This window comes from Amycolatopsis plumensis, assembly GCF_042652605.1.
Taxonomy (GTDB): domain Bacteria; phylum Actinomycetota; class Actinomycetes; order Mycobacteriales; family Pseudonocardiaceae; genus Amycolatopsis; species Amycolatopsis plumensis.
On the sequence record NZ_JBHSJY010000001.1, the window covers coordinates 9,423,029 to 9,448,679 of the forward strand.

Consider the following 25,651-nt stretch of genomic DNA (forward strand, 5'->3'; position numbering starts at 1 on the left):
ACGGGCCTGGGGTGAAATGCGCACCAACCACGGGGCCATACGGTAGTTCACCCGCGTCCGGCGGTTCACTCGAACGCGCGTAAAACCTGTTCGACGTCGTCAGCGGTGTTGTAGAGGTGGAAGCCGACCCGCACCCGCCCGCCGCGGACGCTCGACACGACGCCCGCCTCGGCCACCCGCGCCGGGTCGGCGTCGAGCGAGACGATCGCGGTGCCGCGCGGCGGCAGCCCGAGCTTCTCCAGCAGCGTGTCGGCGAGGCCGGTGTTGTGCGCCCGGACCTCGGCGAGGTCGAGGCCGGCGAAGTACTCCAGGGCCACCGCGGAGCCGACCTGGGCCAGCCAGACGGGTGAGAGGTCGAACGCGCGGGCGTCGCCGGCCAGGCGCAGCGGGAGGCCGTAGACGGTGGCCCACGGGTCCTCCCCCGCGTACCAGTTCGCCGCGACCGCGCGGGTGCGCTCCTGCGCGTCCGGCCGCACCGCGAGCCACGCGCTGCCGCGCGGCGAGCAGAGCCACTTGTAGCCCGCGCCGAGGACCCAGTCGGCCCAGGCGACGTCCAGCGGCAGCCAGCCGACCGCCTGGGTCGCGTCGAGCAGCACCGCCGCTCCGGCGGCCTCGGCCGCGGCCCGCAGCGCCGGGAGGTCGACGATCCGGCCGTCGGCGGACTGAACGACGCTCACCGCGACGACGTCGTGGCCCTCGACCCGCGACGGCAGCACGTCCAGCGGCACCTCCGTCACCGTGATACCCGGGTTCGCCGCGAAGGGGAACGTCACGCTGGTGAAGTCGCCCTCGGCGACGAGCACGCGGGTGCCGCCGGGCAGCGCCGCGGCGACGTTGGCGATCAGCTGCGAGACCGACGCGCCGCTCGCGACGCGGCCGGGTTCGACGCCGAGCAGCCGGGCGAACCCGGCCCGCGCCCGCGAGACGTACTCGTCGAACTCCCCCGGCCGGGTCGCCCCGGTCCGCCACCGTTCCACCGATTCGGCGACGGCCGCGGCCACCGGCGCGGGCGGGACGCCCACGCTGGGCGTGTTCAGGTATCCGGACGGGGCGGCGAAGTCGGTTCCGAAGGCACGCATACCCCGACCCAAGCAGACCGGGGCGGGCCGGTTCACCCGATTTACGCCCGGTTCACGGCAGCAGGGCGGTGACGTCGGCGTAGGACGGCGGCGTCAGCGGCAGGTCACGGCCGTCGCGCACGGCCAGCGCGGTCCCGGCCGCGGCGGCGAGCGCCATCCGGTACGGCAGCGACCCCAGGCTGACCCGCGCGACGCCCAGCTCCGACAGCCCGGCCACGGTGACCTTCCCCGGCAGGAATAGCAGGTTGAGCGGCAGGCCGGCGGCGACGATCCGCTCGACGTCCGCGGGCTCGGCGAGGCCGGGCACGAAGACGCCGTCCGCGCCCGCCGCCGCGTACGCCCGCACCCGCCGCTCGGCTTCGGCGAGGGAGCGGTCGCCGGCCCAGTGCGTGTCCGTCCGGGCGTTGACGAACAGGCCGGGCACGCGGTCCTTCACCGCCGTGACCAGGGCACACTGGACGTCGACCGGGGCGAGCGAGCCGTCCGCCCGGCCGTCTTCGAGGTTGACCCCGGCCACGCCCGCGTCGGCCAGTTCGGCCGCGAGGTCGGCGACGGCGGCCGGGTCCGCGCTGAAGCCGTCGGCGATGTCGACGCTGACGAGCGCGTCCAGCCGGGTCAGGCGCCGGGCGAGGGCGACGGTCGCGTCGCGCGTCGACGGTGCGCCGTCGGGCTCCCCCGCCGCCGCGGAGACGCCGAGACTGGTCGTGCCCAGGGCGCGGAAGCCCTGCGCGGCGAGGAACGCGCCGACGCCGAACTCCCAAGCGTTCGGCAGGAGCAGCGGGGATCCGGGGACGTGCAGCGCACGGAAGTCGTCCATGTCCCGAACCTAGAGCCGGGAAGCTTCGGCGGGCGCCGAAGTCCGGAGGAACGGCGTCAGCACCCCCGGCACCGCGGCCGCCGCGAACTCGAGGCCTTCGTCGGTGTCGGCGTCGAGGATCGCGTACGCGCCGGAGCCCGCCGCGGTGGTCGCGGTGAACGTCGCCAGGCCACGGCGGCACTGGAAGACCGACTGCTTCACGATCCAGCCGATCACCCCGTCACGCGTCAGCACGGCCGTGCTCCGCCGGAGGGAACCCGCGCGGGTCACCAGGTAGCGGCCGCGCGAGCCGTGCCCGAGGCCGCGGTAGGCGTCCAGGGCGAGCAGGACGGCCACCGGCAGCGCGACGACGGCGACGGCCGCGGCGAGCGGGGCGCCGAGCGCCGCCACGACGAGCACCGGCGTGCTCGCGGCGAGCACGGCCCACCGCAGCCGCCGTGCCCGGGCGGCCGTGGGGTGCGGCACCAGCTCGACGGCCTCGAGGCGTTCGCCCAGGACGTGGTGCACGACGTCCCGCGCGACGGCTTTCGGTGCGGCGGGCAGGAGCGTCTTGGACTCGGTTTTGCCGTCTTCGCGCCGCAGGCCGGTGGTCACGGCGTCCACGCGGGCGGCCCCGGCGAGCCGGGCGCCGAGCGGCTCGACCAGTTCGACGCCGCGCAGGCGCCGTTCTTCGAGGGTGGTCGACCGGGTGGTGAGCAGCCCGCGGCGGACGCGCAGGGTGCCGCCGGGTTCGCGGTCCAGGCGGTGGTGCCACCACATTTCGGCGGAGAGGCCCACGGCACCGGCGACCATCGCGAGAGCCGTGACCCCGATGGCGAGGGGCAGGTTTCCGAGGAGCCACTTCAGCAGGGGGCCGCCGGCGCCGAACCAGTCCGCGACCTTGAAGAGCGATCCCCACGCGGCCAGGCCGATCGTCGGCGCGACAAAAGAGAGTGGTGCGTAACGGATCCAGCGCGGGTTGAAAGTCGCGAGTGGACTGTCCTCAGTGGATTGCTTCGAGAGCAGCAGCTCGGTGCGCAGGGCTTCGGCGTCGGCTCTGGCGAGCGGGGAGAGGGTAAGGGTTTCGCGACCGCCGGTGCCGATGGCCAGCGCCGCGACGCCGAACGCGCGGTGCAGCGGGTTGGCGGTCAGGTCGGCGGTGCGGATGCGTTCGGATCAGCAGCGCGGCGGCCGGGAGGAGCCATAGAGAGCGGGTGCCGATGGCGATCGGGGTACCGGCGGAGACGGCGACGCCGGTCATAAGGACCGCGGTGACGGCGAGAGTGCGCTGGTCGAGGCGGCGCCAGCGGGGTGCGGTGGCGTTGGGGTCGGGTGGGCACTCACCACCATCAGCCCACGCGCCGCCGGAGCCGAGCCCGTGCCCGCCCCTCACGTCGCGTCCCCCGGGGTGGCGTCCGTGCGTTCCGTCAATTGCTCCGCCACGTCCGCCGCAACCTGAGCATCCAAGCCGCGGAGGCGAACCGCGCCGCGAGCCGAGGCCGTGGTCACCGTGATCGTCGCCAGGCCGAAGTGCTGCTCGAGCGGGCCGCGCAGCGTGTCGACCGTCTGGATGCGGGACAGCGGCACCACCCGCCACTCCTGCCACAGGAACCCCGAGCGCACGTAGACCGCCGTCTCGGTGACCTCCCAGCGGTGCAGGCCGAACCACCAGCCCGGCAGGACCGCGCACCAGGCCACCCCCAGCACCGCGACCACCGCGGCCGGCACCAGCAGCCAGACCGCGGCCGGCGGGATCAGCAGGCCGAGGGCGGCGAGCACGAGCGCGACCGGCCCGAACACCAGCGCTCCTTGCGTGCGCCACCAGGCGATCGCGCGGCGGTCGAGTGCGTGGCGCGGCGGCCGCAGCCGTAGTTCTCCGGTCTCCACCGGTTCCCCCCGAAGTTGTTTTACAATGCGATCGCATCGTAACGGCGGAGCCCGGGTTTCGCAATGCGATCGCATGACAACGGGAGCGGACGTGCCGAAACAGGTGGACCACGAGCAGCGCCGGGTGCAGATCGCCGAGGCGCTGCAACGGCTGACCACGCGCGCCGGGCTGGAAGGCGTCAGCCTGCGCCAGGTCGCGGCCGAAGCGGGCATGTCCATGGGGTCGGTGCAGCACTACTTCAAGACGAAGGACGAAATGCTGCGGTACGCCCTCGAGCACCGCCACAAGCTGCGCAGTGAACGGATCACCGCGAAGGTGCTGGCCGAGGGTCCGCCGACGCCGCGGTCGATCCTCCGCGCGTGCCTGGTGGAGATCCTGCCGCGCGACCCCGGCAGCGAGGCCGACTTCCTCATCGGCGTCGCGTACTTCATCCGCGCCGTGGCGGATCCGGCGATGGCGAAGGCCTTCGGCGAGGGCATGCCCGAACTCCTGGAGTTCTTCGCCGACCAGGTCCGCCAGGCCCAGGAGGCGGGTGACGTCGCCGCGTCGGCCGATCCGGCGACCGAGGCGGCCCTGCTGTGGGCGATCGCGGACTCCCAGGGCTCGGAAATCCTGATGGGCCACCGCACCCCGGCCGAGGCGATCTCCACAGTGGACTACTACCTCGACCGCCTCTTCACCCCCTGACCCCGGGTCGTCCGGACGGTCAGCCGCCGCCTCCGGAGGCCGCGGAGATCGCCGCCGTGCGGGCGGCGCGGAGCTCGCGGATCACCTTGCGCAGGGCGGGCACCGCGGCACCCGCCTGCTCGGCCAGCCGCGCGAGCCGGTCGCGGTGGCGGCGGCGCTCGGCGCGCGGGAGCACCGCGCCCAGCTCGACCGCCGCGGCCAGCGACGTCAGGGCCGCGACGTCCGGCGACACCGGGGCCTCACTCCGCACCGCCGCCCGCACCTCGTCGCGGAGCGCGGCCGCCGCCGCGGGCTCGCGGACCTCCGGCCGCCGGCGCGGGAACAGCCCCAGCACGCGGGAGGTCCGCAGCGTGATCACGCCCGCCGCGTCGAGCTGGGCTTCCAGCGACTGCAGCGTCCCGCGCGCTCCGCGGCGCACCCGGGCACCCCACTTCCGGTGCGGGTCGGCGGCGAGCTCGGCGAGCAGGTCGTCGAGCACCAGGTGGCCGGTGCCGCCGGTGCCGGTCACCGCCGGACGGCCGTCGTCGTCGGTGATCCGGCCGCGCAGCACCAGGTCCGTCAGCGCGGCCGCGCGCACCAGCAGCGCCACGCGCTCCCGGTCCGGCAGCCGGTCGCGCACGGTGTCGCACGCCAGGAGGTACGCCCGGGCGGGGAGGGAAAGCTCGCTCATACCCCCAGTCCACCGCGGACCACCCCGCGGGCGGAACCGGACGACGAGGGTGATCGCGACGACGAACGTTGCGCGCCCGCACGAGCGGGCGCAACCAAAGTTGCGCATTGGGGGCAGCGGCCCGCGGCAGCGGTTACCGTGACCGCGTGACCCCTGCCCGGCGGCCGCTGTGGCCGAGCCGCTCCGACGCCTGCTGGCTGATCTTCGCGGCCCTGGTGTTCACCGGGATGAACGTCCTGCTCTACGCCCTCGGCGACCGGACGACCGGCGCGTGGGGCCCGGCCGCCGGACTGGTCCTGCAGATCGCCTGCGACCTCAGCCTGGTGCTGCTGTTCCGCTTCCCCGGCCCGGTGTGCGCGTTCCTCACCGCGGCGGCGGTCGCGATGCTCGCGGCCGACACCTTCGCGCCCGGCTTGCTCATGCCGCTCCACCCGCTCGCGCTGACGACCGTGCCGACGATCACCCCGGTGGTCCTGTCCCAGGCCGCGCGCGTCCTGGACCGGCGGAGCGTGCTGCTGGTGGCCGGCGTCCTGGCCGTGATCGCCGCACGGCCCTGGCCGCCAACCTGGGCGATCACGCCGTTCGGCCTGCTCAACACGGCGTTGCCGGCGCTGGCCTCGCTGTACTTCCAGACCCGGCGGCAGCTGCTGCAGTCCCTGCGCGACCGGGCGGAACGCGCCGAGCGCGAACAGCACCTGCTCGCCGAGCAGGCCCGGGCGGCGGAACGGCGGCGGCTCGCGGGCGAGATGCACGACGTCGTCACGCACCGGCTCAGCCTGATGGTGCTGCACGCCGGCGCGCTCGGCGTGACGTCGGCGGACCCGGCCGCGCGGACGGCGGCCGAGGACATCCGCCGGGAAGGCGCGCTGGCCCTGGACGAACTGCGTGACCTGGTCGGTGTGCTGCGCAACGGCGCCGAAACCGGGCCGCGGACGCTCAGCCCGGAGGAGCCCGGTGACCCGGCCCGGCTGGTCGAGGAGTCCCGGTCGGTCGGGGTGGTGACGGACCTGATGGTGGACGGCGATCCGGCGCAGGTGTCGCCGACCGTCGCGCGCACCGCGTACCGGCTCGTGCAGGAGGCGCTGACGAACGTGCGCAAGCACGCGCCGGGCGGGTCGGCGACGGTGTCCCTGCGCTACCACGCGGGCGGTTTGGACGTCTCGGTCGACAGCACGGCGGCGGCGCACCCGCCCGACCCGGCGCTGGCGGGCAGCGGCTCCGGCGCGGGCCTGGCCGGCCTGCGGCAGCGCGTCGAACTGGTCGGCGGGCGGTTCGACGCGGGCCCGCGACCCGGCGGCGGGTTCCGGGTCGGTGCGATACTGCCCGCCTACGTCCCGACGGCGGAAGGCACGCACTGTGATCCCGGTGCTCGTGGTCGATGACGAGCCGATGGTCTGCGCGCACCTGCGCACGATCCTGGGTTCGGCGGACGACATCGAGGTCGTCGCCCAGGCCGGCGACGGCGCCGAAGCCGTCGAGGCCGTGATCCGGCACCGGCCGCGGGTGGTGCTGATGGACCTGCGGATGCCGGGCGTGGACGGGCTGACGGCGATCGCCCGCATCACGGCGTTGCCGGAGCCACCGGCGGTGGTCGCCCTGACGACCTTCGACGCGGACACCTACGTCATCCGGGCGCTGCGCGCGGGCGCGGCGGGCTTCCTGGTGAAATCGACGCCCCCGCAGGACCTGATCGGCCTGGTCCGGGTGGCGGCGGACGGCCACACGGTGCTCTCGCCGTCGGCCGCCCGCCGGCTGGTGGCGCTGTCCGCGGACGGCCGCGAACGCGGCGAAGACGCGCGCCGCCGCATCGCGGGCCTCACCGAACGCGAGCGGGACGTGCTGGCCTGCCTCGGCGAAGGACTGTCCAATGCGGACATCGCCACCCGGCTGCACCTGGCCGAGGCCACGGTGAAGAGCTACGTCTCGCGGATGCTCGTCAAGCTGGACTGCGCGAACCGGACCCAGGCGGGACTACTGGCCCACGAGGCGGGGCTGGTCGCCCGTCAGTGAAACAGCAGCGGCGCGGCGTGCCAGATCGCCCAGCCGTTGAGCAGGAACCACCCGCCGATCCACAGCGGTGACGGCATTTTGGTCTGCTTGGCCAGCTTGGCGGCGTCGTCCTTCAAGTCCTTGTACCCGTTCCGCTTGCGGTTGACGACCAGGATCCGCACGCCGCCGAGTTCACTGATCAGCAGCAGCCAGGCTTCGGCGTAGGCGATGGCGGTGCGGAGCCAGGCCGGGGCATGGCGCAGGGCCGCGTACACGACCGCCCCCACCAGGATGATCATGATCAAGGTCCGCAGGTCCCGGGCGAGCAGCAGGAGGAACACCATCGCGACGAGGGTCAGCACGAGCACGGCTTGGACGTGCCCGCGGTGCAGCAGGGCGGCCGCGCCCAGACCGGCCAGTGGCGGCATCGCGTAGCCGGCGGCGTAGACCAGGACTCTGGCGAAGCCGACATTGCCGCCGAACGCGGTGAAGCCGCCTTCGGCGTCTTCGATCTTGATGCGGGAGACGTTTCCGCCCATCAGCAGGGCCATCGCCGCGTGGCCGCCTTCGTGGAACAGCGTAGCCAGGACGTTCGCGTTGCGCAGCAGGCTCCGCCGCCCGTTGGGCGCCGTGACGACCGTAGTCAGCGACACCGCGATGGCGAACAACGCGGTGAGGACGACGACTCCCCCGCCCGGCGCGGGGACGGTCTCGTTGAGCACCGCGACAGTGTCCCTGCGGACGGGCCGGCGGAACCCGTACCGGGACGGATTGTCCAGGAGCTGTCCACCGGCGCTACGCCGACGCGGGCGTGTGCTCCGCGTCGTAGGCGTCCCGGGCCTCCTGGACCAAGGACATGTGCTGCCGGGCCCAGCGGTCCAGCATGTCCAGGGGCTCGGACAGGTTGCGCCCCAGCGCGGTGAGCTCGTACTCGACTTTCGGCGGGATCGTCGGGTACGCCGTGCGGGTGAGGATGCCGTCGCGGACCAGGCTGCGCAGCGTCTGCGTCAGCACCTTCTGGGAGATCCCGTCCACCCGGCGACCGAGCTCGGTGAACCGCAGAGGACCGCCGGAGAGGGCGCCGACGATCAGCACCGTCCACTGGTCGCCGATCCGGTCGAGCAGCTGGCGGGTCGGGCAGTTGCGGTCGTACGGATCGGGCCCCACGGCGTGCCTCCTCACTCTCCCGGGGAGAGTAACACGCCGATCAGGCGGTGGCGGCCAGCCCGGCGGCCACCTTCTTGACGAAGGAGCCGAGGAACCGCCGGTAGAACCAGCCCGTGCCGGGGATCTTCGGGGTGAACGTCGAGTGCCAGTGGATGTCGGTGCCGCCGTCGCGGGGCGTGAGGTCGACGTAGGCGACGTAGTCCCGCAGCGGCAGGCCGCGCTCCAGCGAGTAACCGAACCGGCGGCCGGGCTCCAGCGCGACGATCTTTTCGTACGAGCTGATGCCGTTGGTCTTGAACAGCCGGACCGCACCGAGACCTTCCGGCTCTCCCTCTCCTTCGCGGACCAGCTCGAACGACCCCAGCGGCGACCACGTCGGCCAGCTCGCGCCGTCTCGCAGCAGCTTGTACACGGCATCGGCCGGGGCCGCCGACCGGACGTGAACCGAAATGCGTTGTACCATTTGGTACGTGTACCATCTGGTACATGATCGACGCAAGCCCGCGCGCCCAGCTGCTCGACGCGGCGATCGACCACATCGCCCACCACGGCGGGGCCGACCGGAGCCTGCGGGCGCTCGCCGCCGACCTCGGCACCAGCCACCGCATGCTGATCTACCACTTCGGCTCCAAGGAAGGCCTGCTCACGGCGGTGGCGCGGGAGGTCGAGGCCCGCCAGCGCGCCGCGCTCGATGGCCTGGACCCGGCGGACTTCTGGCGCCGGCTCACCGACGACGACCTGCGCGCCAACGAAAAGCTGTTCTTCCAGCTCTACGGCCAGGCCCTCGGCGGCACCCCGGGCACCGCGGAGTTCCTCGACGGCGTGATCGAAGACTGGCTCGGCCCGATCGAAGCCCGGCTCGGCCGGCTCGGCGTCCCGGAAGCCGACCGGCCGGCCCACGCCCGGCTCGGCCTCGCCGTGGCGCGCGGGCTGCTGCTCGACCTCGTCACGACCGGCGACCGCGAAGCCGTCGACGCCGCGATGGAGAAGTTCCTGGCGCTCTACGAAAAACCGTGATCCCCTGTCGGAATGCGACTGGTACTGGGGTTCTTGGCCGCACTGCTCACGACTTCGGCGCTCACGCCGACGGCTTCCGCATCGCCTGCGGAGAGCCGCCCGACCTATTCCTACGCGGACGCGATCCGCGAGACGGCGTGGGTGGAGACCGGCACGGACAACGACCACGACGGCAGGCCCGACCGGATCGCCGCCGACGTCATCCGGCCGGACGCGCGGGTGCGCGTCCCGGTGATCCTCGACGTCAGCCCGTACTACGCGTGCTGCGGGCGTGGCAACGAATCGCAGAAGAAGACGTACGCGCCGGACGGCACGCCGCAGCAGTTCCCGCTGTTCTACGACAACTACTTCGTGCCGCGCGGGTACGCCGTCGTGCTGGCCGACGTCGGCGGGACGAACCGCTCGTCCGGCTGCTTCGACGACGTCGCGTCCGGCATCGCGGTGGTGAACTGGCTGAACGGCCGGGCGAAGGCCTTCGACGCCCCCGACGGCGGCCGTCCGGTTTCGGCCGCCTGGGCGACCGGGGACGTCGGCGCGATCGGCAAGTCGCAGGACGGCGCCGCCGCGATCGGGATGGCCGCCTCGGGCGTCGCGGGGCTGAAGACGATCGTGCCGATCGAAGGCGTCGCGGACAACTACGCCCAGGTCATCGGCAACGGCGCGCCCTTCGCCACGCCGGAGAACACCGGGTCGCCCTTCACCTACAACGAGCGCGCGGCGGAGCTGTGCCGGCCGTTCGACGCCGAGCAGAAGGCGCGCGCGGGCACGAACGGCGACTACAACGCGTACTGGGAGAGCGTGAACTACGTGCCGCGCGCCGGGCAGGCGAGCGTGTTCATCGCGCAAGGCTTCGGGGACTGGGTCGTGGCACCGAACCAGTTCGCCCGCTACTGGGACGCCCTGGGCCGGGCCGGCGTCCCGCGCAAGGCGTGGCTGAGCCAGGCCGGCCACACCGACCCGTTCGACCTGCAGCGCGCGCAGTGGGTCGAGACGCTGCACCGCTGGTTCGACCGCTGGCTGCTCGGCCTGCGCAACGGCATCGAGCGCGAGGCCGCCGTGCACCTCGAGACCGCGCCGGACCGGTGGACCGACGTCCGGAGCTGGCCGCCCGCCACGGTCCCGGCGACGTTCCGCCCGGCGAGCGACGGCACGCTGGGCCTGCGCGGATCCGGAACGGCCACCGTGGCCGACGACCCCGCCGTCACGCGCGAGCAGTGGGCGGCCGGGGTGTCGGCGGCGAAGTTCACCGGGGCGCCCCTGCCGGCGCCGGTGCGGATCGCCGGGTCGCCGTCGGTGACGATCACGGCGGCGTCGGACAAGACCGCCGCCCGGCTCGGGGTCGCGCTCGTCGACTACGGGCCGGCCGAGCTGCGCAACACCGCCGAATACGGCAGCGGGGTCAAGAACCTGGCCACGCGGTCGTGCTGGGGCTCGAGCACCGGCGGTGACAGCGCGTGCTTCCTCGACACGGTCGCCGACGTGGTCGGGGTGGACCACCGGATCGTCGCGGCCGGCTGGGCCGACCTCGGGCACCACGCGTCGCTGCGGCACGGCGAACCCCTGGTGCCCGGACGGCCCTACACGATGACGTTCGCCCTCACCGCGCTCGACCACGTCGTCCCGGCCGGGCACCGGCTCGGGCTGCTGCTCGGCGGCACCGACGGGCTGCTGTTCGACCCCGCGCTGCCGGACTTCGGCGAAACGCTGACGTTCGACCTCGCGCGGATGTCGGTCACCGTCGGCCTTACAAAGCCCGAACACTAGGCGGACGCCCTCCGAACACCACCCGGCCAAAGTTCTCCTCGTACCCGGAACACCGACGAGGAGAGACGATGCGAGGAACCACCTGGACCCGGCTGGCGCTGGCGGGCGGGGCGAGCGCGGCCTGCCTGCTGGTGGCGGCGCCGCTGGCGTCGGCCCAGACCACGTCACCGGCGCCGGTCGCGCCGATCACGCTCAGCCCCGAGGAGTCGCAGCAGGTCTGCGGGGACTGGGTGCCGAAGCTGCAGAAGCGCGCCGCCAACCTGGAGAAGCGGATCAACGGCGGTCCCGAGATCAAGGGCTCGGTCGCCAACCTCAAGGCGCGGGCGGCCGACCAGCGGGCGGCCGGGCACACCGCGCGCGCCGACCAGCTGGACCAGCGCGCCACCAAGCGGCAGGGCCGCATCGGCGAGCTGAACACGGCCAAGCAGAAGCTGGACGCCTTCGCGGCCGCGCACTGCAAGCCGGCCAAGTGAGGGGCGCGAGGGTCGCGGCGGCGGTCGGGGCCGCCGCGCTCATCACGCTCGGCTGTTCGGCGTGCCGCGACAACCTGATGGGCTCGCCGGCTCCGTCGACGTCGCCGGTTTCGCCGTCTTCCGAGCTGAGCGGGATCGAGTCGACGCTGAACGGCATCGAATCCGACATGAACAGCGATGGCTCGCCCTGACCGGCTAGCGTCTCCCCTCTGAAGTCCGGCGGAGACGGGAGCAGGTATGGGGTCACCGGGACGCGGCCTCGTCCTCGTGGTCGAGGACGAGGCCGCGATCGCCGAGCTGGCGGCGCTCTACCTCAAGCGCGACGGCTTCGGCGTGCACGTCGAGGCCGACGGCGGCCGGGCCCTCGACGCCGTCCGGCGCCTCAAGCCGGTGGCGATCGTGCTCGACATCGGACTGTCCGGAATGGACGGCATCGAGATCTGCAAGGCACTGCGCGCGGCCGGGGACTGGACGCCGGTGCTGTTCGTCACCGCCCGCGACGACGAGCTGGACCGCTTGCTGGGCCTGGAGATCGGCGCGGACGACTACCTCACCAAGCCGTTCAGCCCGCGCGAGCTCGCGGCCCGGGTCCGGACCGTGCTGCGCCGCGCCTCCGGGGCGGCCCCGGCCGCGTCGGTGTTGACCGTCGGCGGCGCACGGGTGGATCTCACCAGCCGCCGGGCGTGGGCGGGCGACGTCGAGGTTTCCCTGACGTCGACCGAGTTCGACCTGCTGACGCACCTGCTCCGGCACCCGGGGCAGGTGCTTTCGCGCGACCAGCTGCTCAGCGCCGTCTGGGGGTACGCCGCGGCGGCGGGCACGCGGACGGTGGACGTCCACGTGGCGCAGCTGCGGGCGAAACTGGGGGCGTCGAGTCCGATCCGGACGGTCCGGGGCATCGGGTACGCGGCGGACCCGGCATGAGAGGCACCTTGGCCGGCCGGATCACCCTGGTCTGCCTGGCGGTGGCCGGGGTGGCGGTGATCGTGGCGGGGCTCGTCGGGGCCCGGCTGATCCGGACGACGGCGGACAACGCGCTGCAGTCGTCACTGGCCGCGCAGGCCGACGTGGTGGCGTCGCAATTGGACGAAACGGGCATCGGCAACCGGCTGGGCGTGGGCAAGGTCGCCGACGTCGTGCGCGGGCAGGGCATCTCGGTGGTGGTCCGCCGCGCGGGCGGGCAGGCACTCGGGGACGCCGTCGCCGTGCAGGCCGCCGGGAAGCTCGGGCTGGCGGCGGACCACTCGGGGCGCGTCACGGTCGCGGGGTCGCAGTACCTGGTCGAGACGCGGGTGGTCGGCGCGCGCGGGGCGGCGTTCGCGCTGGTCCTGCCCGCGCGGAACGCGCAAGCGACGCAACGCGCGCTGGTGCGCAACATCCTGCTGGCGTTGGGGATCGGCCTGCTGGTGGCGGCGGTCGCGGGCTTCGTCTCGGGGCGGCTGCTGGGCCGTCCGCTGCGCCGGGCCGCACTGGCCGCGGGCTCGCTGCGGGCGGGACGGCGGGACGTGCGGGTGCCGGTGCAGGGACCGCGGGAGGTGGCGGAGGTGGCGGGGTCGCTGAACGCGCTGGCCGACGCGCTGGCCGTCAGCGAGGCACGGCAGCGGGAGTTCCTGCTGTCGGTGTCGCACGAGCTGCGGACGCCGCTGACGGCGGTGACGGGCTTCGCCGAGGCGATCGCGGACGGCGTCGCGTCGGGGCCCGACGCCGTCCGGGCCGGGCAGACGATCCAGCGGGAGGCGGCGCGGCTTTCGCGGCTGGTCGAGGATCTGCTGGAGCTGGCCCGGCTGGGGGCGGACGAGTTCCGGCTGGACCCGGCTCCGCTGGACCTGGCCGCGCTGGTGCGCGACTGCGCGGAGGTGTGGCAGCTGCGGTGCGCGGGTGAGGACGTCCGGCTGTCGGTTTCGGTGCCGTCGGCGCCGGTTTTCGTGGTGGCGGACGCGCGGCGGCTGCGTCAGGTGGTCGACGGGCTGGCGGAGAACGCTTTGCGCGTCACGCCTTCCGGTGCGCCGATGGTGTTCTCACTGTCGGTGTCCGATTCGTCGGCTTCGCTGGCCGTCCGGGACGGCGGTCCCGGCTTGGCGCCCGAGGACTACCCGGTGGCGTTCGAGCGAGGGGTGCTGAACGCGCGTTACCGCGACCGCCGTCCGGTCGGCTCCGGGATCGGGCTGGCGCTGGTCCACGCCCTGGTCACCCGGATGGGCGGGACGCTGACGGCCGGCCCGGCCCCGGAAGGCGGCGCGGCGTTCACCCTCACGTTCCCCTCAGCTGCGCCGCCCGCGCGGTGACGTCCATGAGGGCCCAGTGCTCGACGACCCGGTCGTCGCGGACCCGGATCATGTCCATGCTGGTGACGGCGTAACCGGGGCCGGAGCTGGTGTAGCGGTTCACCGAGAACTCGCCTTCGGTGACGTTCTGCTCGATCTTCACCGTGACGTCGGCCTTCTGGTCCCACTTCGCGCGCCAGGCGTCGATGCCGTGGTGGTCGCCGGCGCTGCCGCCGCGGTGGTCGACGACGTCGGGGTCGATGTAGCGCAGGCCTTCCTCGAAGCGTCCGGCCGTCCAGAGCTCGACCAGCCGCGCGTGGACTTCGGACGGGGTCATCGGCGCCTCCATTAAGTGGGGAGTTCCCCGGTTAGATGTCGCTAGGCTAACCGGGGAACTCCCCGCTTGGCAAGGAGCACGGATGCCCGCACGAGCCCGCCGGTCCGACGCCCGGGACAACCGCGCGCTCCTGCTGGCGGCGGCGCGCGAGGTGTTCACCGAAGAGGGGCCCGACGCCCCGCTGGACCGGATCGCCCGGCGCGCGGGCATCGGCAACGCGACGATGTACCGGCACTTCCCCAGCCGTCGCGAGCTGGTCATCGCGGTGTACGCGGGCGAAGTCGCTTCGCTGATTTCGGCGGCGCGTCTCGACGCGGCCGACCCCGGCGCGGAGCTGTTCGCCTGGCTGACGGCGTTCGTCGAGCACGTCCGGACCAAGCGCGACCTCGCGTTGTCCCTGACCACCCCGGCCGGCGACCACGAGACCCTCTTCGCCCACTGGCACTCGACGGTCAACGAGACCGCCGCCGCCCTCGTCGACCGCGCGAAGGCCGCCGGCGCCATCGCCCCCGACACCGACCCGCTGGACCTCCTCCTGCTGGCCACGGGCGTCGCCCTCGCCAACGTCCCGGCCCGCACCCCCCGCCTCCTGAACCTGGTCCGCCGCAGCGTCTCACCCCCCTGATCACGAGTGATGCCCCGCCAATCACACGTGATGCCCGCCCAATCACACGAGATACCCGGCGGATCACACGAGTTCCGCCCCCAATCACGCGAGTTCCGCCTCCAATCACGCCAGCTCGGCCTCCACTCACGCCAACCGACCCTTCCGGTACGCAAGCCGACCCTCCAGGTACGCAGACCGACCCTCCGGGAACGCGAATCGTCCAACCGGGTACGCGGGGTCTATCCCGTGATCGGTGTTTCCGGCGTTGTTGATCAGTAGGTTTCGGCTCCCGGCCAGCGGTCACCGAACGTGATGGCGAACGCGTTGATCACTGGCTTCCAACGCATCGTCCACCGGGCGCGGCCTGTCCCGGTCGGGTCCAGGCTGCGGGTCACAAGGTACAGGCACTTCATCGCGGCCTGCTCGGTCGGGAAGTGCCCTCGTGCACGGACTGCCCGCCGGTAACGGGCGTTCAATGATTCGATCGCGTTCGTGGAGCAGATCATCGTCCGGATCTCGACGTCATAGTCAAGGAACGGCGTGAACTCATTCCAAGCGTTGCGCCACAAACGAATCACCGCTCCATGCTTCGCCCCCCATTTCTCCTCAAATTCGTCGAGAGCGACCGCGGCGGCGTCCGGGCTGGGTGCGGTGTAGATGGGTTTGATGTCGCGTTTCACCGCCTCCCAGTCCCGGCGGGACACGAGCCGGAACGTGTTGCGAATGAGGTGGACGATGCAGGTCTGCACAATAGTTTTCGGCCACACGTTCGTCACCACCTCGGGCAGGCCCTTGAGGCCGTCGCAGACGAGGAAGAACACGTCCCGGATGCCGCGGTTCTTCAGGTCGATCAGCACGCTCATCCAGAACTTCGCGCCCTCGCTGCCGGTGCCCATCCACAGGCCCAGGACGTCCTTGTGACCGTCGATGGTGACGCCGATGGCGGCGTAGACGGGCCGGTTGGCGACCTGGCCGTCGCGGACCTTGACATAGATGGCGTCGATGAACACCGCCGCATACGCCGTATCGAGGGGACGGTTGGACCATTCCTGCATCTCGGCGACGACCTTGTCGGTGATCCGTGAGATCGTTTCCTTGCTGACCGAGGATCCGTAGATTTCGGCGAAGTGCGCGGATATCTCGCCGGTGGTCATTCCTTTCGCATACAGCGACAGCACGATCTCGTCCACTTCGGTGAGCCGCCGTTGCCGTTTCTTCACGATCTGTGGCTCGAATGTGCTCTCCCGGTCCCGCGGCACCTCGATCCGCACCTCGCCAGCGGCGTCGGATATCACCGTTTTCGGCCGGGTACCGTTGCGCACGTTCGTCGACTCGCGATCCGGGTTGGCCTGGTTCTTCTCATGGCCGAGGTGTTCGGTCATCTCTTCGTTGAGGGCGGTTTCCAGCACGTTCTTGGTGAAGAGTTTCAGCAGGCCGTCCGGGCCGGTCAACGCCAGACCGCGGGCCTTGGCCTCGGCTACCATCGCGGCCGCGGCGGCCTGCTCCGGCGACAGCTCCTGCGCCGGCTTCCGGTCGCGTTTGCGTGGACTCACAAGGTCCGATGTCATCACTCACAGTGCCCATCCCGCCGGACCTCGGCCCGGCGTGTCGGGCCGGAAACACCGATCCTGGAACAGTCCCTGATCGAGGCCGGGACTCGCGTGATTGGGCGCGTAACTCGCGTGACTGGAGGGGTATCTCGCGTGATTGAGGGGGCATCACTCGTGATTGAGGGGGCATCACTCGTGATTGGAGGGGCATCTCGCGTACCTGGAGGGTCGGGGTGCGTGCCTGGGGCGTCGGGCTGCGTACCTGGAGGGTCGGGTGGTTAGGGTCGGGGTATGGAGATGCTGCACCTGCGTTATTTCGTTGCGGTCGCCGAGGAGTTGAACTTCTCCGCGGCCGCGCGGAAGCTGCACATGGCCGCGTCGCCGCTCAGCCAGCGGATCAAGGACCTGGAGCACGAACTCGGGCAGCAGTTGTTCGACCGCAGCACGCACCACGTCACCCTCACCGACGCCGGGGCCGCGCTGCTTCCGCTCGCGCGGGACGTGCTCGAGCAGGTCAGCGCCATTCCGTGGAAGCTGGCCGAGGCGACGCGGCCGCAGCGGAGCACGCTCTTTCTCGGCATGCCCGCCGGCGTGCACCCCGACCTGCGGGAACGCGTCAACGCCCTCGCCGAACGCGTCAAGCAACGGTACGAGCTCAAGCGCTGGCCCGGCACCACCGCCGATCTCGTGCAGGGCGTGCACGACGGCAAGCTGGCGCTCACCCTGGCCCGGCTGCCGGTCACCGATCCCGCGCTGGAACAGCTGCCCGTGATGACCGAACGGCTCGGCGCCGTGGTGCCCGCCGACCTGTTCGCCGGGCGGGACTCCGTCAGCCTCGCCGAACTCGCCGACTTCCCGTACGTGGCCTCCCCCGAGGAAATCACGCCCGCCTATTTCGACCAGCTGGACCACCAATTGAGCGAACTCGGCGTCAAGAAACGCATCAGGCTGACGAACACCGGCTACGGCGGCACGTCGGAAATCATCTCCAGCGGCGAAGCCTTTTCCATTTCCATGCTCGACGCCAAGAGCCCGATGCACGGCTACCGGCTCGACAACGTCACCGTGCTCCCCTTCACGGATTTCCGCCCCCAGCTGGACACCGGCCTGCTCTGGCGGCGCGATCGCACCGACGGCGACCTGCGCGAGCTGGTCACCGCCGCGCGAGAGATCTTCGCGACGCCGCTCAGCACCTAGGAAATTGTATGACCGTCAGAGTCATACCATTGTTCGCATCATGATCATTCCCTTTCACGCCGCACACGCCTACGTTCGTAAGTAGAGCGAAACATCCAAGGCGCGAAAGGACGGAAAAGATGACGACCGGACCGCTGGACGGCGTGCGCGTGATCGACCTCTCGACCGTGGTCATGGGCCCGTACGCGGCCCAGATCCTGGGCGACCTGGGCGCCGACGTGATCAAGATCGAGTCCCCCGCGGACACCGTGCGGGTGGGCGAGTACCGCACCACGCCGGGCATGACGGCACTGAACCTCAACGTCAACCGCAACAAGCGCAGCGTGGCCCTCAACCTCAAGGACGAGTCCGAGCGCGAGCGGGCCCTCAAGCTGATCGACACGGCCGACGTGCTGATCACCAACATGCGCCCCGGCGCGCTGGCCCGCCTCGGCCTGAACTACGCCGACGTCGCCGCGCGCAACCCGCGCCTGGTCTACGCCCACGCGCAGGGTTTCCGCAGTGACTCCGACCGCGCCGGGAACGCCGCCTACGACGAGACCGTGCAGGCCTCCTCCGGCCTGGTCGACGTGGCCAACCGGGCGCTCGGCGAGCCGGTCTACCTGCCGACGATCATCGGTGACAAGGTCTCGTCGCTGACCATCGCCTACAGCGTGCTCGCCGCGCTGGTCCACCGGGACAAGACCGGCCAGGGCCAGCAGATCGAGATCCCGATGACCGACACGCTGATCGCGTTCAACCTCGTCGAGCACCTCGCCGGGCACACCTTCGAGCCGGCCGAGAGCCCCACCGGCTTCGCGCTGTCGATGACGAAGGGCCACGCCGCGGTCCGCACCAAGGACGGCCTCGCCTGCGTCATCCCCTACAACCCGCAGAACTTCCGCGACTTCTTCGCCGCGGCCGAGCGCCCGGACCTCGCCGAGGACCCGCGCGTGAACGGCGACGCCATCAACCGCGCCGACAACGAGTGGCTGACCGAGCAGATCGCGGCCTGCGCCCCCGCGCTGACCACCGAGGAGTGGGCCGAGGTGTGCGCCAAGCACAGCATCCCGATGGCCCCGGTGCTGGAGCTGGACAACGCCCACGAAGACCCGTACGTCCGCGACGGCCACCTGCTGGACACCGTCGAGCACCCGAGCGAGGGCACCATCCGCACGGTCGGCATCCCGGTGAAGTTCTCCGCGACGCCCGGCTCGATCCGCCGCCTGGCCCCGCTGGCCGGCCAGGACACCGCCGAAGTCCTCGCCGAACTCTGAAAGAAGCAGATCATGACCGAAGTACGCACCGAACGGATCGGCAGCACCCTGCTGATCACGATCGACCGGCCCCAGGCCCGCAACGCGGTCAACGCCGCCGTCGCGGCCCAGCTGGCCGCCGCTCTCGACGAACTCGAGAGCGACCCCGCTCTCCGCGCCGGCGTCCTCACCGGCGCCGAGAACACCTTCAGCGCCGGCATGGACCTCAAGGCCGCGCTCCAGGGCGAGTCGCCGGAGATCCCGGGCCGCGGGTTCGGCGGCCTGACCGAAGCCGAGCTGTCCAAGCCGCTGATCGCCGCGGTCGAAGGGTTCGCCATGGGCGGCGGGTTCGAACTGGCCCTGGGCTGCGACCTGATCGTCGCCGCGGAAGACGCCCAGTTCGGCCTCCCCGAGGTCAAGCGCGGCCTGATCGCCGCGGGCGGCGGCGTGATCCGGCTGCCGAAGCGGATCCCCCACCACCTCGCGATGGAGTTCCTGTTCACCGGCGAGCCGGTCACCGGCCGCCGCGCGGGCGAGCTGGGCCTGGTCAACCGCGTGACCGCGCCCGGTGACGCCGCCGCCGTCGCGGTCGGCCTCGCCGAGAAGCTGGCGGAGAACGCGCCCCTGGCCCTCGCCGCCGTCAAGAAGATCGTGCGCGCCGCGGATCCGGCAGCCGCACAGCGCGAAGAAATCAAGAACCTCATGCAGTCCAAGGACGTCCGCGAGGGCATGACCGCCTTCGCCGAGCGCCGCGCTCCGAAGTGGACAGGCGAATGAAGATCGAAGAAGTCCGCCGTCACGTGACGACCCCGCTGACCGCCCCGGCGTTCGCGCCCGTCGTCCCGCGGTTCACGAACCGCGAGTACCTCAACATCGTCTACCGCACCGACGCCGACGCCCTGCGCGCGGTCGTCCCGGAGCCGCTGCGGGTCGAAGGACCGTTGGTGCGCTTCGAAGTCATGAAGATGGGCGACGTCTCCGGCTACGGCCCGTACACCGAGTCCGGTCAGGCGATCGAGGTCGGCTTCGACGGCGAGCGCGGCGAGTACCTGCACGCGATGTACCTCGACAACTTCCCGGCCACCGCGTCCGGGCGCGAGGTCAGCGCGTACCCGAAGACCGTCGGCAGCCCGGATCTCTATGTCGACAACGGCGTGCTCGTGGGCACGCTCGACTACGGGACACTGCGGGTGGCCACGGCGACCATGGGCTACAAGCACCACGAGCTGGACGCCCGCGAGGCCGAACGCCAGATCACGGTCCCGACGTTCATGCTCAAGACGATCCCCGGCTACGACGGTGCCCCGCGCGTGCAGGAGCTGGTCCGCACCGAGATCACCGACGTCGTGGTCAAGGAGGCCTACACCGGTCCCGCGCGGCTGCAGCTGTTCCAGCACGTCCTCGCCCCGCTGGCCGACCTGCCGGTGCTGGAGGTCGTCTCCGCGAGCCACATCCTCACCGACCTGACGCTCGCCCCGGTCAAGCCGGTCTTCGACTACCTGAAGGGAGACCGGGCATGAAGAACGCCGCAGTCATCGGCGCCGGCACCATCGGCCTGTCCTGGACGGCGCTGTTCGCCCACCACGGCCTGACCGTCCGGGTCACCGACCCCCGCCCCGACCTCGCCGAGGCCGTCTCGCAGGCGCTGGCCCAGTTCGCCCCGCACCTCGGCACCACCGCCGCCGAACTGGCGAGCCGCGTGCAGATCGCCGCCGACGTCACCGAAGCCGTGCGAGACGCGGATGTCGTGCAGGAGAACGGACCCGAGAACGTCGAGTTCAAGAAGGCCCTGTTCAAGCAGCTGTCCGAAGAAGCGCCGGAGCACGCGCTGCTGCTGAGCTCGTCGAGCGCCATCCCCTCGACGGCGTTCACCGAAGAGATCGACGGATCGCGTGTCCTCATCGGACACCCGTTCAACCCGCCGCACCTGATCCCGCTGGTCGAGGTCGTCCCCGGCGAGCGCACCAGCGACGAGTCCGTGCAGCAGGCCGTCGACTTCTACACCTTCCTCGGCCGCACGCCGGTCGTGGAACGCAAGGAAATCCCCGGGTTCGTCGGCAACCGGCTGCAGAACGCGCTGAGCCGCGAGGCGATCTACCTCGTCGAGCAGGGAGTCGTCACGCCCGAGGACCTCGACAAGGTGATCACGAACTCGCTCGGCATCCGCTGGGCCACGGTGGGGCCGTTCCTCGGCTCGCACCTGGGCGGTGGCCCCGGTGGCTACCGGCACATGGCCGAGCACATCGGCAAGTCCATGAAGAAGATGTGGGCCGGCCTGGGCAACCCCAGCCAGAGCCCCGAAGAGCAGGAACAGCTCATCGAAGCTGTCGAAAAGGCTTACGGCTCCTCCACGTACTCGGAACTCGCCGAGACGCGCGACCGCAAGCAGCTCGCTGTCCTGAAGGCATTGGAGGAGAACTGACATGACCATGGAAGCACTCGAAGGCCAGCTGACCGCCGACTTCTACAACTACGAGACGCTGCTGAGCGACGAAGAGCGCAAGCTGCTGGTGAAGGCCCGCGACTTCATGCGCACCGAGGTCAAGCCGCTGGTGAACGAGAACTGGGAAGCCGGCACCTTCCCGAAGGAACTCATCGGGATGTTCCGCGACAGCGGTCTCGCGGGCCTGCCCTACGAGGGCTACGGCGACCACAAGCCCGAGGTCAGCCACCTGCTCACCGGCATGATGGCGATGGAGATGAGCCGCACGGACGCGTCGGTGGCAACCTTCTTCGGTGTCCACAACGGACTCGCGATGTACTCGATCTACAGCGGCGGCAGCCAGGAGCAGCGTGATCGCTGGCTCCCGGAGATGGCCGCGATGGACAAGATCGGCGCGTTCGCGATGACCGAGCCGCTCGGCGGGTCCGACGTCGCGGGCGGCATGCGCACCACCGCGAAGCGTGATGGCGATTCTTGGGTCCTCAACGGCGCCAAGAAGTGGATCGGCAACGCGACCTTCGCCGACTACGTCGTGGTGTGGGCGCGGGACCTCGACGACAACCACGTCAAGGGCTTCGTCGTCGAGAAGGGCACCCCGGGCTTCGTGGCGGAGAAGATCCAGGGCAAGACGGCCTTCCGGATCGTCGAAAACGCCGAAATCACCCTGACCGACGTCCGGGTGCCGGAGCAGAACCGCCTGCAGGGCATCAACTCCTTCCGCGACGTCGCCGAGATCCTGCGCGCCACCCGCGGCGGCGTGGCCTGGCAGGCACTGGGCGTGATGATCGGCGCCTACGAGCTCGCGCTGGACTACGCCAAGGAGCGCAAGCAGTTCGGCCGTCCGATCGCCCGCTTCCAGCTGGTGCAGGACCTGCTGGTGAAGAGCCTCGGCAACATCACCGCCTCCTGGGGCATGCTGGTGCAGCTCGCCCGGCTGCAGGACGCGGGGATCTTCCAGGACGAGCACTCGTCGCTGGCCAAGGCGTTCGTCACCGCGCGGATGCGCGAGGTGGTCGCCTGGAGCCGGGAGATCTTCGGCGGCAACGGGATCGTGCTCGACTACGACGTCGCGCGGTTCTTCGCCGACGCCGAGGCGATCTACTCCTTCGAGGGCACGCGGGAGATGAACACCCTGATCGTCGGCAAGGCGATCACCGGGCAGAGCGCCTTCGTGTGATTCTCTAGTTCACGCAGCCGGCGGCCGCACTGGCCGCCGGCTGTTTCGTGTCCGAACTGCTCGAAGTGTCCGAAGCGCCCGGCGCCTTCGTGCCGGTGGCGGCCACCGGCTTCACGCCGCCGGGGGTGTCGTCGCCCGAAGCCTGGACCGCCGCGGTGCTGATCGCCGTGCGGACGAACTGCTGGACCTGCGCCGGGTCGACCTTGACCGCGTCGCCGTCGGACGGCGTGGCCAGCGAAAGGCTCTGCACCGGGATGGTGGCGAACGCGATCGCGCCCGAGGTCATCCCCCGCAGCTGCTGGGCGAAGCTCAGGATGTCCCACCCCCTGTCCAGCACCACGGAACCCTGCACCGCGCCGACCAGCGAGCCCAGCTTCGCCGGGTCGGTGAACGTGCCCGCGCTCAGCACCTTCTTCGCCATCCCCGACAGGAACGCCTGCTGCCGCGCGATGCGGTCGAGGTCGCCGTTGGCCAGCCCGTGGCGCTGGCGGACGAAGGCGAGCGCCTGCGACCCGGACAGCGTCTGGGGACCGGCCGGGAAATCCGCGCCGGAGTAGCTGTCGTGCACCGGCGCCTTGAGGCAGACCTCGACGCCGCCGACGGCCTGCGACAGCGCGTCGAAGCCCGCGAGGTTGATCGCCGCGTAGTGGTTGATCGTCAGTCCGGTGAACTTCTCGACGGTCTGGATCGCCGTCTTCGCGCCGGCCTCGTTCGCCGCCACCTCCAGCTGCGCGCCGGAGAGCCCCTGGGCGCGCAGACCGGACATCGCGGCGTTCTTGCCGCGGCTGTAGGCCGAGTTGATCTTGTGCTTGCCGTACCCGCCCGCGATGTCCACATAGGAATCGCGCGGGATCGAGATCGCGGTGGCCGCGGCACCGCCGGCCGGGATGTGGACGACGATCATCGTGTCGGTGGTGTCGCCGCCGTCGTCGCCGCCACCGGCGTGGAGCGCGTCGAGCACGTTCTGTGGCAACGGGTTGCCGTACGCGTCGGTCCGCGCGTCGATCCCGACGAGCAGGATGTTCTGGGCGACCTTCAGCGGCTCACCGGCCGGGGTGTCGTCGGTGTCGACCTGCGCGGCCGGCGGGATGACGTCGGCGGTGACGATGCCGGCGTCGAGGGTGCTCAGCTGCGTCCACAGGTAGCCGGTGGCGCCGAGCACCGCCGTCGAGACGACGCCGAGCGCGACCCGGCGGCCGATCCGGTGCCCCCGCGACGACAACAGCACGGCTTTCCCCTTGCTTCCCTGTGGTGGATCCCCTTCTTCGAGGATCACCGCGTTAGCTGGGAATCAGCTGAGAAAGTTGTCGGAAACCTGTGACGCTAGCCGATCGGCCGAGCGGAATCGCCGCGCCTGGCCCGATTTTGCACGCACGGTGAGGACACGCGCACGGGAAAGTGCTGTGGCGCCAGCCACAGTGGTCCGCGCAATCGCGTCACCGCGGCAGTTTGCGCCAGATCGCGCGCGGCAGGAGGCGCATGGCGAAGAAGACCGGACGGAGTATCCCCGGCACCCAGACGACCCCGCGGCCGCGGCGCAACGCGGCCACGGTCGCCTCGGCCACCTGATCCGGGGTGCTGGAGAACGGCGCCGGCGGCATGCCTTCGGTCATCCGGCCGATGACGAACCCGGGTCGGACGAGCAGCAGCCGGACACCGGAGCCGTGCAAGGCGTCGGCGAGGCCGCTCGCGAAGCCGTCGAGGCCGGCCTTCGCCGAGCCGTAGACGTAGTTCGCGCGGCGCACCCGCACCCCGGCCACCGAGGAGAACACCACGAGCCGGCCGTGCCCCTGCGCGCGCAGCAGGTTCGCCGCGTGGGTCAGCACGCCGACCTGGGCGACGTAGTCGGTGTGCACGATCGCGGCGGCGTGCGCGGCGTCGCGCTCCGCCCGCGCCTGGTCGCCGAGGATGCCGAAGGCGAGCACGACGGTCTCGAGCGGTCCGTGCTCGGCCGCCACCTTCTCCAGGAAGGACTCGTGCGCGGCGAGGTCGTCGGCGTCGAACTCGGCCGTTTCGACCGTCTCGGCACCGGCCTCGCGCAGCGCGGCGACCTCCGCGGTCAGGTCCGCACCCGGCCGCGCGGCCAGCACGAACCGCCGGACGTCCCCGCTGACCAGGCGTTTCGCCACGGCCAGGCCGATTTCGCTGCGTCCGCCGAGCACCAATACCGTTCCGCTCACCCGAGCAGTGTCCCAGCCCGGGTGCGCTAGCGTGCCGGGGTGGGTCAGGACTTCGAGACGCTCGTCGAACAGCACCGCCGCGAGATCCAGGTGCACTGCTACCGGATGCTCGGTTCCCTGGCCGACGCCGAAGACCTCACGCAGGAGACGTTCCTGCGCGCGTGGAAGGGCCGCGACGGGTTCGAGGGCCGGGCGAGCGTGCGCACCTGGCTCTACCGGATCGCGACGAACGCGTGTCTCGACGTGCTCGCCCGCCGTCCGCGGCGCGTGCTGCCCGACCAGCTCGGCCCGGCCGGGGAGCCGGTCGGCCCGATCGAGGCCGCCGACCTGCCGTGGCTCGAGCCGTACCCGGACCGGCTGCTCGAGAGCGCGGGCCCGGACGACGCCGTCGTCGAGCGGGAGACCATCGAGCTGGCCTACCTCGCCGCCGTCCAGTACCTGCCGCCGCGCCAGCGGGCGGCGTTGATCCTGCGGGACGTGCTCGGCTGGTCGGCGAAGGAGACGGCGGCGTCGCTGGAGACGAGCGTGGCGTCGGCCAACAGCGCGCTCCAGCGGGCTCGGGCGACGTTGCGTGAGCGGTTGCCCGCGCGGCGTGCCGAGTGGACGGTCGGCGACCCGACGGCTGAGGAAACGGCGCTGCTCAAGCGGTTCATCGCCGCGTACGAGGCCGGCGACGTGTCCGCGGTGGCCCAGCTGCTGCACGAAGACGCCGAGGCGATCATGCCGCCGTACACGTTGTGGTTCGGCAACCGCGCGTCGATCGCCCGAGCGCTCTCGTTCTCACTGGACCCGGCGTCGCCGGACTGCGTCGGGCGGTTCCGGATGCGGCCGGTGCGCGCCAATCGCCAGCCGGCGGTGGCCACTTACCTGCGGCGCCCGGGAGAGCACGATCACCGGTGGTTCGGGGTCACGCTGCTCACGATCGAGGACGGGCTGATCACGGCGATGGCCGCGTTCGAGTCGGCCACGGCGGCGGCGTGGGGCCTGCCGGAGACGTGGCCGGGAGAGCACGCGCCCGGGGAAAAGATGCAAAACCGCGCATAGATATCGCGCGCAGAAAAAGCCCGGGTGGGTGATTCACGCGGAATCACCCACCCGGGCGCGCACACGGCCGATTCGGATTTACTCCGT

Annotated in this window: 29 protein-coding genes; 17 read left to right on the forward strand and 12 right to left on the reverse strand. The window is 71.6% G+C overall.

The features are described from left to right. Positions 1–65: 65 nt before the first annotated feature. From ACFPLC_RS45440 to ACFPLC_RS45455, 4 genes are all read right to left on the reverse strand, one after another. Positions 66–1,079, reverse strand: coding sequence for an aminotransferase class V-fold PLP-dependent enzyme (locus ACFPLC_RS45440; protein ID WP_378202476.1), 1,014 nt, complete (start codon positions 1,077–1,079; stop codon positions 66–68). Between the two features lie 52 nt (positions 1,080–1,131). Then, the gene (locus ACFPLC_RS45445) at positions 1,132–1,896 is read right to left on the reverse strand and encodes an isocitrate lyase/PEP mutase family protein (protein ID WP_378202479.1); all 765 of its coding nucleotides are present in this window, start codon (positions 1,894–1,896) and stop codon (positions 1,132–1,134) included. Positions 1,897–1,905: 9 nt separating this feature from the next. Next, positions 1,906–2,688 (reverse strand): PH domain-containing protein, encoded by a 783-nt coding sequence (locus ACFPLC_RS45450; protein WP_378202482.1) that lies wholly within the window; start codon positions 2,686–2,688, stop codon positions 1,906–1,908. 576 nt (positions 2,689–3,264) lie between these two features. Further along, the gene (locus tag ACFPLC_RS45455) at positions 3,265–3,762 is read right to left on the reverse strand and encodes a PH domain-containing protein (RefSeq protein ID WP_378202485.1); all 498 of its coding nucleotides are present in this window, start codon (positions 3,760–3,762) and stop codon (positions 3,265–3,267) included. 91 nt (positions 3,763–3,853) lie between these two features. On the opposite strand from ACFPLC_RS45455, the gene ACFPLC_RS45460 reads away from it, so the two are divergent. Then, entirely contained in the window at positions 3,854–4,450 is a 597-nt protein-coding gene (locus tag ACFPLC_RS45460; protein WP_229903252.1) for a TetR/AcrR family transcriptional regulator, read from the forward strand. Between the two features lie 19 nt (positions 4,451–4,469). Here the strand turns inward: ACFPLC_RS45460 and ACFPLC_RS45465 are convergent, their stop codons facing one another. After that, positions 4,470–5,120, reverse strand: coding sequence for a GOLPH3/VPS74 family protein (locus ACFPLC_RS45465; RefSeq protein ID WP_378202488.1), 651 nt, complete (start codon positions 5,118–5,120; stop codon positions 4,470–4,472). Positions 5,121–5,266: 146 nt separating this feature from the next. On the opposite strand from ACFPLC_RS45465, the gene ACFPLC_RS45470 reads away from it, so the two are divergent. Then, a complete protein-coding gene (locus ACFPLC_RS45470) occupies positions 5,267–6,502 on the forward strand; it encodes a sensor histidine kinase (protein ID WP_378202491.1) in 1,236 nt (411 codons plus the stop codon). Beyond that, entirely contained in the window at positions 6,477–7,130 is a 654-nt protein-coding gene (locus ACFPLC_RS45475; protein WP_191314617.1) for a response regulator, read from the forward strand. The genes ACFPLC_RS45470 and ACFPLC_RS45475 overlap by 26 nt, the downstream gene beginning before the upstream one ends. Here the strand turns inward: ACFPLC_RS45475 and ACFPLC_RS45480 are convergent. The 3 genes from ACFPLC_RS45480 to ACFPLC_RS45490 all read right to left on the reverse strand — a co-directional run bounded on the left by ACFPLC_RS45480 (position 7,124) and on the right by ACFPLC_RS45490 (position 8,739). Next, entirely contained in the window at positions 7,124–7,831 is a 708-nt protein-coding gene (locus tag ACFPLC_RS45480) for a M50 family metallopeptidase (RefSeq protein WP_378202494.1), read from the reverse strand. The genes ACFPLC_RS45475 and ACFPLC_RS45480 overlap by 7 nt on opposite strands. Positions 7,832–7,904: 73 nt before the next feature. Beyond that, entirely contained in the window at positions 7,905–8,276 is a 372-nt protein-coding gene (locus tag ACFPLC_RS45485) for a winged helix-turn-helix transcriptional regulator (RefSeq protein ID WP_378202497.1), read from the reverse strand. Between the two features lie 40 nt (positions 8,277–8,316). Further along, complete coding sequence (locus tag ACFPLC_RS45490) at positions 8,317–8,739, reverse strand: SRPBCC family protein (RefSeq protein ID WP_378202500.1); 423 nt, start codon at positions 8,737–8,739, stop codon at positions 8,317–8,319. A 23-nt stretch (positions 8,740–8,762) separates the two neighbouring features. Here ACFPLC_RS45490 and ACFPLC_RS45495 point away from each other — a divergent pair, with 23 nt between their 5' ends. The 6 genes from ACFPLC_RS45495 (at position 8,763) to ACFPLC_RS45520 (ending at position 13,815) form a co-directional block, all read left to right on the forward strand. Then, positions 8,763–9,293, forward strand: coding sequence for a TetR/AcrR family transcriptional regulator (locus tag ACFPLC_RS45495; protein ID WP_378202503.1), 531 nt, complete (start codon positions 8,763–8,765; stop codon positions 9,291–9,293). A 12-nt stretch (positions 9,294–9,305) separates the two neighbouring features. After that, positions 9,306–11,057, forward strand: a complete 1,752-nt coding sequence (locus tag ACFPLC_RS45500) for a CocE/NonD family hydrolase (RefSeq protein ID WP_378202505.1) — start codon at positions 9,306–9,308, stop codon at positions 11,055–11,057. 68 nt (positions 11,058–11,125) lie between these two features. Continuing rightward, positions 11,126–11,530 carry a hypothetical protein gene (locus tag ACFPLC_RS45505; RefSeq protein ID WP_191314623.1) on the forward strand — a complete coding sequence of 135 codons (405 nt, stop codon included), beginning with the start codon at positions 11,126–11,128 and terminating at the stop codon, positions 11,528–11,530. Next, positions 11,527–11,721, forward strand: coding sequence for a hypothetical protein (locus ACFPLC_RS45510; RefSeq protein WP_378202510.1), 195 nt, complete (start codon positions 11,527–11,529; stop codon positions 11,719–11,721). The genes ACFPLC_RS45505 and ACFPLC_RS45510 overlap by 4 nt, the downstream gene beginning before the upstream one ends. Positions 11,722–11,767: 46 nt before the next feature. Next, positions 11,768–12,454: a response regulator gene (locus ACFPLC_RS45515; protein WP_378202513.1), complete on the forward strand. Its 687-nt coding sequence runs from the start codon at positions 11,768–11,770 to the stop codon at positions 12,452–12,454. Beyond that, positions 12,451–13,815: a HAMP domain-containing sensor histidine kinase gene (locus tag ACFPLC_RS45520; protein ID WP_378202515.1), complete on the forward strand. Its 1,365-nt coding sequence runs from the start codon at positions 12,451–12,453 to the stop codon at positions 13,813–13,815. The genes ACFPLC_RS45515 and ACFPLC_RS45520 overlap by 4 nt, the downstream gene beginning before the upstream one ends. Here the strand turns inward: ACFPLC_RS45520 and ACFPLC_RS45525 are convergent. Next, positions 13,781–14,131 carry a nuclear transport factor 2 family protein gene (locus ACFPLC_RS45525; RefSeq protein ID WP_378202517.1) on the reverse strand — a complete coding sequence of 117 codons (351 nt, stop codon included), beginning with the start codon at positions 14,129–14,131 and terminating at the stop codon, positions 13,781–13,783. The two genes, ACFPLC_RS45520 and ACFPLC_RS45525, sit on opposite strands and share 35 nt — an antisense overlap. Before the next feature lie 82 nt (positions 14,132–14,213). Here ACFPLC_RS45525 and ACFPLC_RS45530 point away from each other — a divergent pair, with 82 nt between their 5' ends. After that, positions 14,214–14,756, forward strand: coding sequence for a TetR/AcrR family transcriptional regulator (locus tag ACFPLC_RS45530; RefSeq protein WP_378202519.1), 543 nt, complete (start codon positions 14,214–14,216; stop codon positions 14,754–14,756). A gap of 254 nt (positions 14,757–15,010) precedes the next feature. On the opposite strand, the gene ACFPLC_RS45535 is transcribed toward ACFPLC_RS45530, so the two are convergent. Further along, positions 15,011–16,306, reverse strand: a complete 1,296-nt coding sequence (locus ACFPLC_RS45535; RefSeq protein WP_378236211.1) for an IS256 family transposase — start codon at positions 16,304–16,306, stop codon at positions 15,011–15,013. A gap of 273 nt (positions 16,307–16,579) precedes the next feature. On the opposite strand from ACFPLC_RS45535, the gene ACFPLC_RS45540 reads away from it, so the two are divergent. The 6 genes from ACFPLC_RS45540 to ACFPLC_RS45565 all read left to right on the forward strand — a co-directional run bounded on the left by ACFPLC_RS45540 (position 16,580) and on the right by ACFPLC_RS45565 (position 22,340). Then, the gene (locus ACFPLC_RS45540; protein ID WP_378201740.1) at positions 16,580–17,485 is read left to right on the forward strand and encodes a LysR family transcriptional regulator; all 906 of its coding nucleotides are present in this window, start codon (positions 16,580–16,582) and stop codon (positions 17,483–17,485) included. A gap of 119 nt (positions 17,486–17,604) precedes the next feature. Next, entirely contained in the window at positions 17,605–18,741 is a 1,137-nt protein-coding gene (locus ACFPLC_RS45545; RefSeq protein WP_378201737.1) for a CaiB/BaiF CoA transferase family protein, read from the forward strand. 12 nt (positions 18,742–18,753) lie between these two features. Continuing rightward, on the forward strand, positions 18,754–19,497 hold the full coding sequence (locus ACFPLC_RS45550; RefSeq protein ID WP_378201736.1) for a crotonase/enoyl-CoA hydratase family protein: 744 nt from the start codon (positions 18,754–18,756) through the stop codon (positions 19,495–19,497). Beyond that, a complete protein-coding gene (locus ACFPLC_RS45555; RefSeq protein ID WP_378201733.1) occupies positions 19,494–20,240 on the forward strand; it encodes an acetoacetate decarboxylase in 747 nt (248 codons plus the stop codon). Before ACFPLC_RS45550 ends, ACFPLC_RS45555 begins: the two co-directional genes overlap by 4 nt. Further along, entirely contained in the window at positions 20,237–21,142 is a 906-nt protein-coding gene (locus ACFPLC_RS45560; protein ID WP_378201730.1) for a 3-hydroxyacyl-CoA dehydrogenase NAD-binding domain-containing protein, read from the forward strand. Before ACFPLC_RS45555 ends, ACFPLC_RS45560 begins: the two co-directional genes overlap by 4 nt. 1 nt (position 21,143) lies before the next feature. Beyond that, the gene (locus tag ACFPLC_RS45565; RefSeq protein WP_378201727.1) at positions 21,144–22,340 is read left to right on the forward strand and encodes an acyl-CoA dehydrogenase family protein; all 1,197 of its coding nucleotides are present in this window, start codon (positions 21,144–21,146) and stop codon (positions 22,338–22,340) included. 4 nt (positions 22,341–22,344) lie between these two features. Here ACFPLC_RS45565 and ACFPLC_RS45570 read toward each other — a convergent pair whose 3' ends face one another. Together ACFPLC_RS45570 and ACFPLC_RS45575 are read right to left on the reverse strand one after the other, a co-directional pair. Next, a complete protein-coding gene (locus ACFPLC_RS45570; protein ID WP_378201724.1) occupies positions 22,345–23,568 on the reverse strand; it encodes an LCP family protein in 1,224 nt (407 codons plus the stop codon). Between the two features lie 208 nt (positions 23,569–23,776). Then, entirely contained in the window at positions 23,777–24,520 is a 744-nt protein-coding gene (locus ACFPLC_RS45575; protein WP_378201721.1) for an SDR family NAD(P)-dependent oxidoreductase, read from the reverse strand. Positions 24,521–24,559: 39 nt separating this feature from the next. On the opposite strand from ACFPLC_RS45575, the gene ACFPLC_RS45580 reads away from it, so the two are divergent. After that, on the forward strand, positions 24,560–25,564 hold the full coding sequence (locus ACFPLC_RS45580) for an RNA polymerase subunit sigma-70 (RefSeq protein ID WP_378201718.1): 1,005 nt from the start codon (positions 24,560–24,562) through the stop codon (positions 25,562–25,564). Positions 25,565–25,651: the final 87 nt, after the last annotated feature.

What these genes read in the sequence shown, in the direction of transcription:
- ACFPLC_RS45440 (WP_378202476.1), bottom strand. Translation starts at nt 1,079, where the DNA reads ATGCGTGCCTTCGGAACCGACTTCGCCGCCCCGTCCGGATACCTGAAC.
- ACFPLC_RS45445 (WP_378202479.1), bottom strand. Translation starts at nt 1,896, where the DNA reads ATGGACGACTTCCGTGCGCTGCACGTCCCCGGATCCCCGCTGCTCCTG.
- ACFPLC_RS45450 (WP_378202482.1), bottom strand. Translation starts at nt 2,688, where the DNA reads ATGGTCGCCGGTGCCGTGGGCCTCTCCGCCGAAATGTGGTGGCACCAC.
- ACFPLC_RS45465 (WP_378202488.1), bottom strand. Translation starts at nt 5,120, where the DNA reads ATGAGCGAGCTTTCCCTCCCCGCCCGGGCGTACCTCCTGGCGTGCGAC.
- ACFPLC_RS45490 (WP_378202500.1), bottom strand. Translation starts at nt 8,739, where the DNA reads ATGGTACAACGCATTTCGGTTCACGTCCGGTCGGCGGCCCCGGCCGAT.
- ACFPLC_RS45495 (WP_378202503.1), top strand. Translation starts at nt 8,763, where the DNA reads ATGATCGACGCAAGCCCGCGCGCCCAGCTGCTCGACGCGGCGATCGAC.
- ACFPLC_RS45500 (WP_378202505.1), top strand. Translation starts at nt 9,306, where the DNA reads ATGCGACTGGTACTGGGGTTCTTGGCCGCACTGCTCACGACTTCGGCG.
- ACFPLC_RS45505 (WP_191314623.1), top strand. Translation starts at nt 11,126, where the DNA reads ATGCGAGGAACCACCTGGACCCGGCTGGCGCTGGCGGGCGGGGCGAGC.
- ACFPLC_RS45515 (WP_378202513.1), top strand. Translation starts at nt 11,768, where the DNA reads ATGGGGTCACCGGGACGCGGCCTCGTCCTCGTGGTCGAGGACGAGGCC.
- ACFPLC_RS45520 (WP_378202515.1), top strand. Translation starts at nt 12,451, where the DNA reads ATGAGAGGCACCTTGGCCGGCCGGATCACCCTGGTCTGCCTGGCGGTG.
- ACFPLC_RS45525 (WP_378202517.1), bottom strand. Translation starts at nt 14,131, where the DNA reads ATGACCCCGTCCGAAGTCCACGCGCGGCTGGTCGAGCTCTGGACGGCC.
- ACFPLC_RS45530 (WP_378202519.1), top strand. Translation starts at nt 14,214, where the DNA reads ATGCCCGCACGAGCCCGCCGGTCCGACGCCCGGGACAACCGCGCGCTC.
- ACFPLC_RS45535 (WP_378236211.1), bottom strand. Translation starts at nt 16,306, where the DNA reads ATGACATCGGACCTTGTGAGTCCACGCAAACGCGACCGGAAGCCGGCG.
- ACFPLC_RS45540 (WP_378201740.1), top strand. Translation starts at nt 16,580, where the DNA reads ATGGAGATGCTGCACCTGCGTTATTTCGTTGCGGTCGCCGAGGAGTTG.
- ACFPLC_RS45545 (WP_378201737.1), top strand. Translation starts at nt 17,605, where the DNA reads ATGACGACCGGACCGCTGGACGGCGTGCGCGTGATCGACCTCTCGACC.
- ACFPLC_RS45550 (WP_378201736.1), top strand. Translation starts at nt 18,754, where the DNA reads ATGACCGAAGTACGCACCGAACGGATCGGCAGCACCCTGCTGATCACG.
- ACFPLC_RS45555 (WP_378201733.1), top strand. Translation starts at nt 19,494, where the DNA reads ATGAAGATCGAAGAAGTCCGCCGTCACGTGACGACCCCGCTGACCGCC.
- ACFPLC_RS45560 (WP_378201730.1), top strand. Translation starts at nt 20,237, where the DNA reads ATGAAGAACGCCGCAGTCATCGGCGCCGGCACCATCGGCCTGTCCTGG.
- ACFPLC_RS45565 (WP_378201727.1), top strand. Translation starts at nt 21,144, where the DNA reads ATGACCATGGAAGCACTCGAAGGCCAGCTGACCGCCGACTTCTACAAC.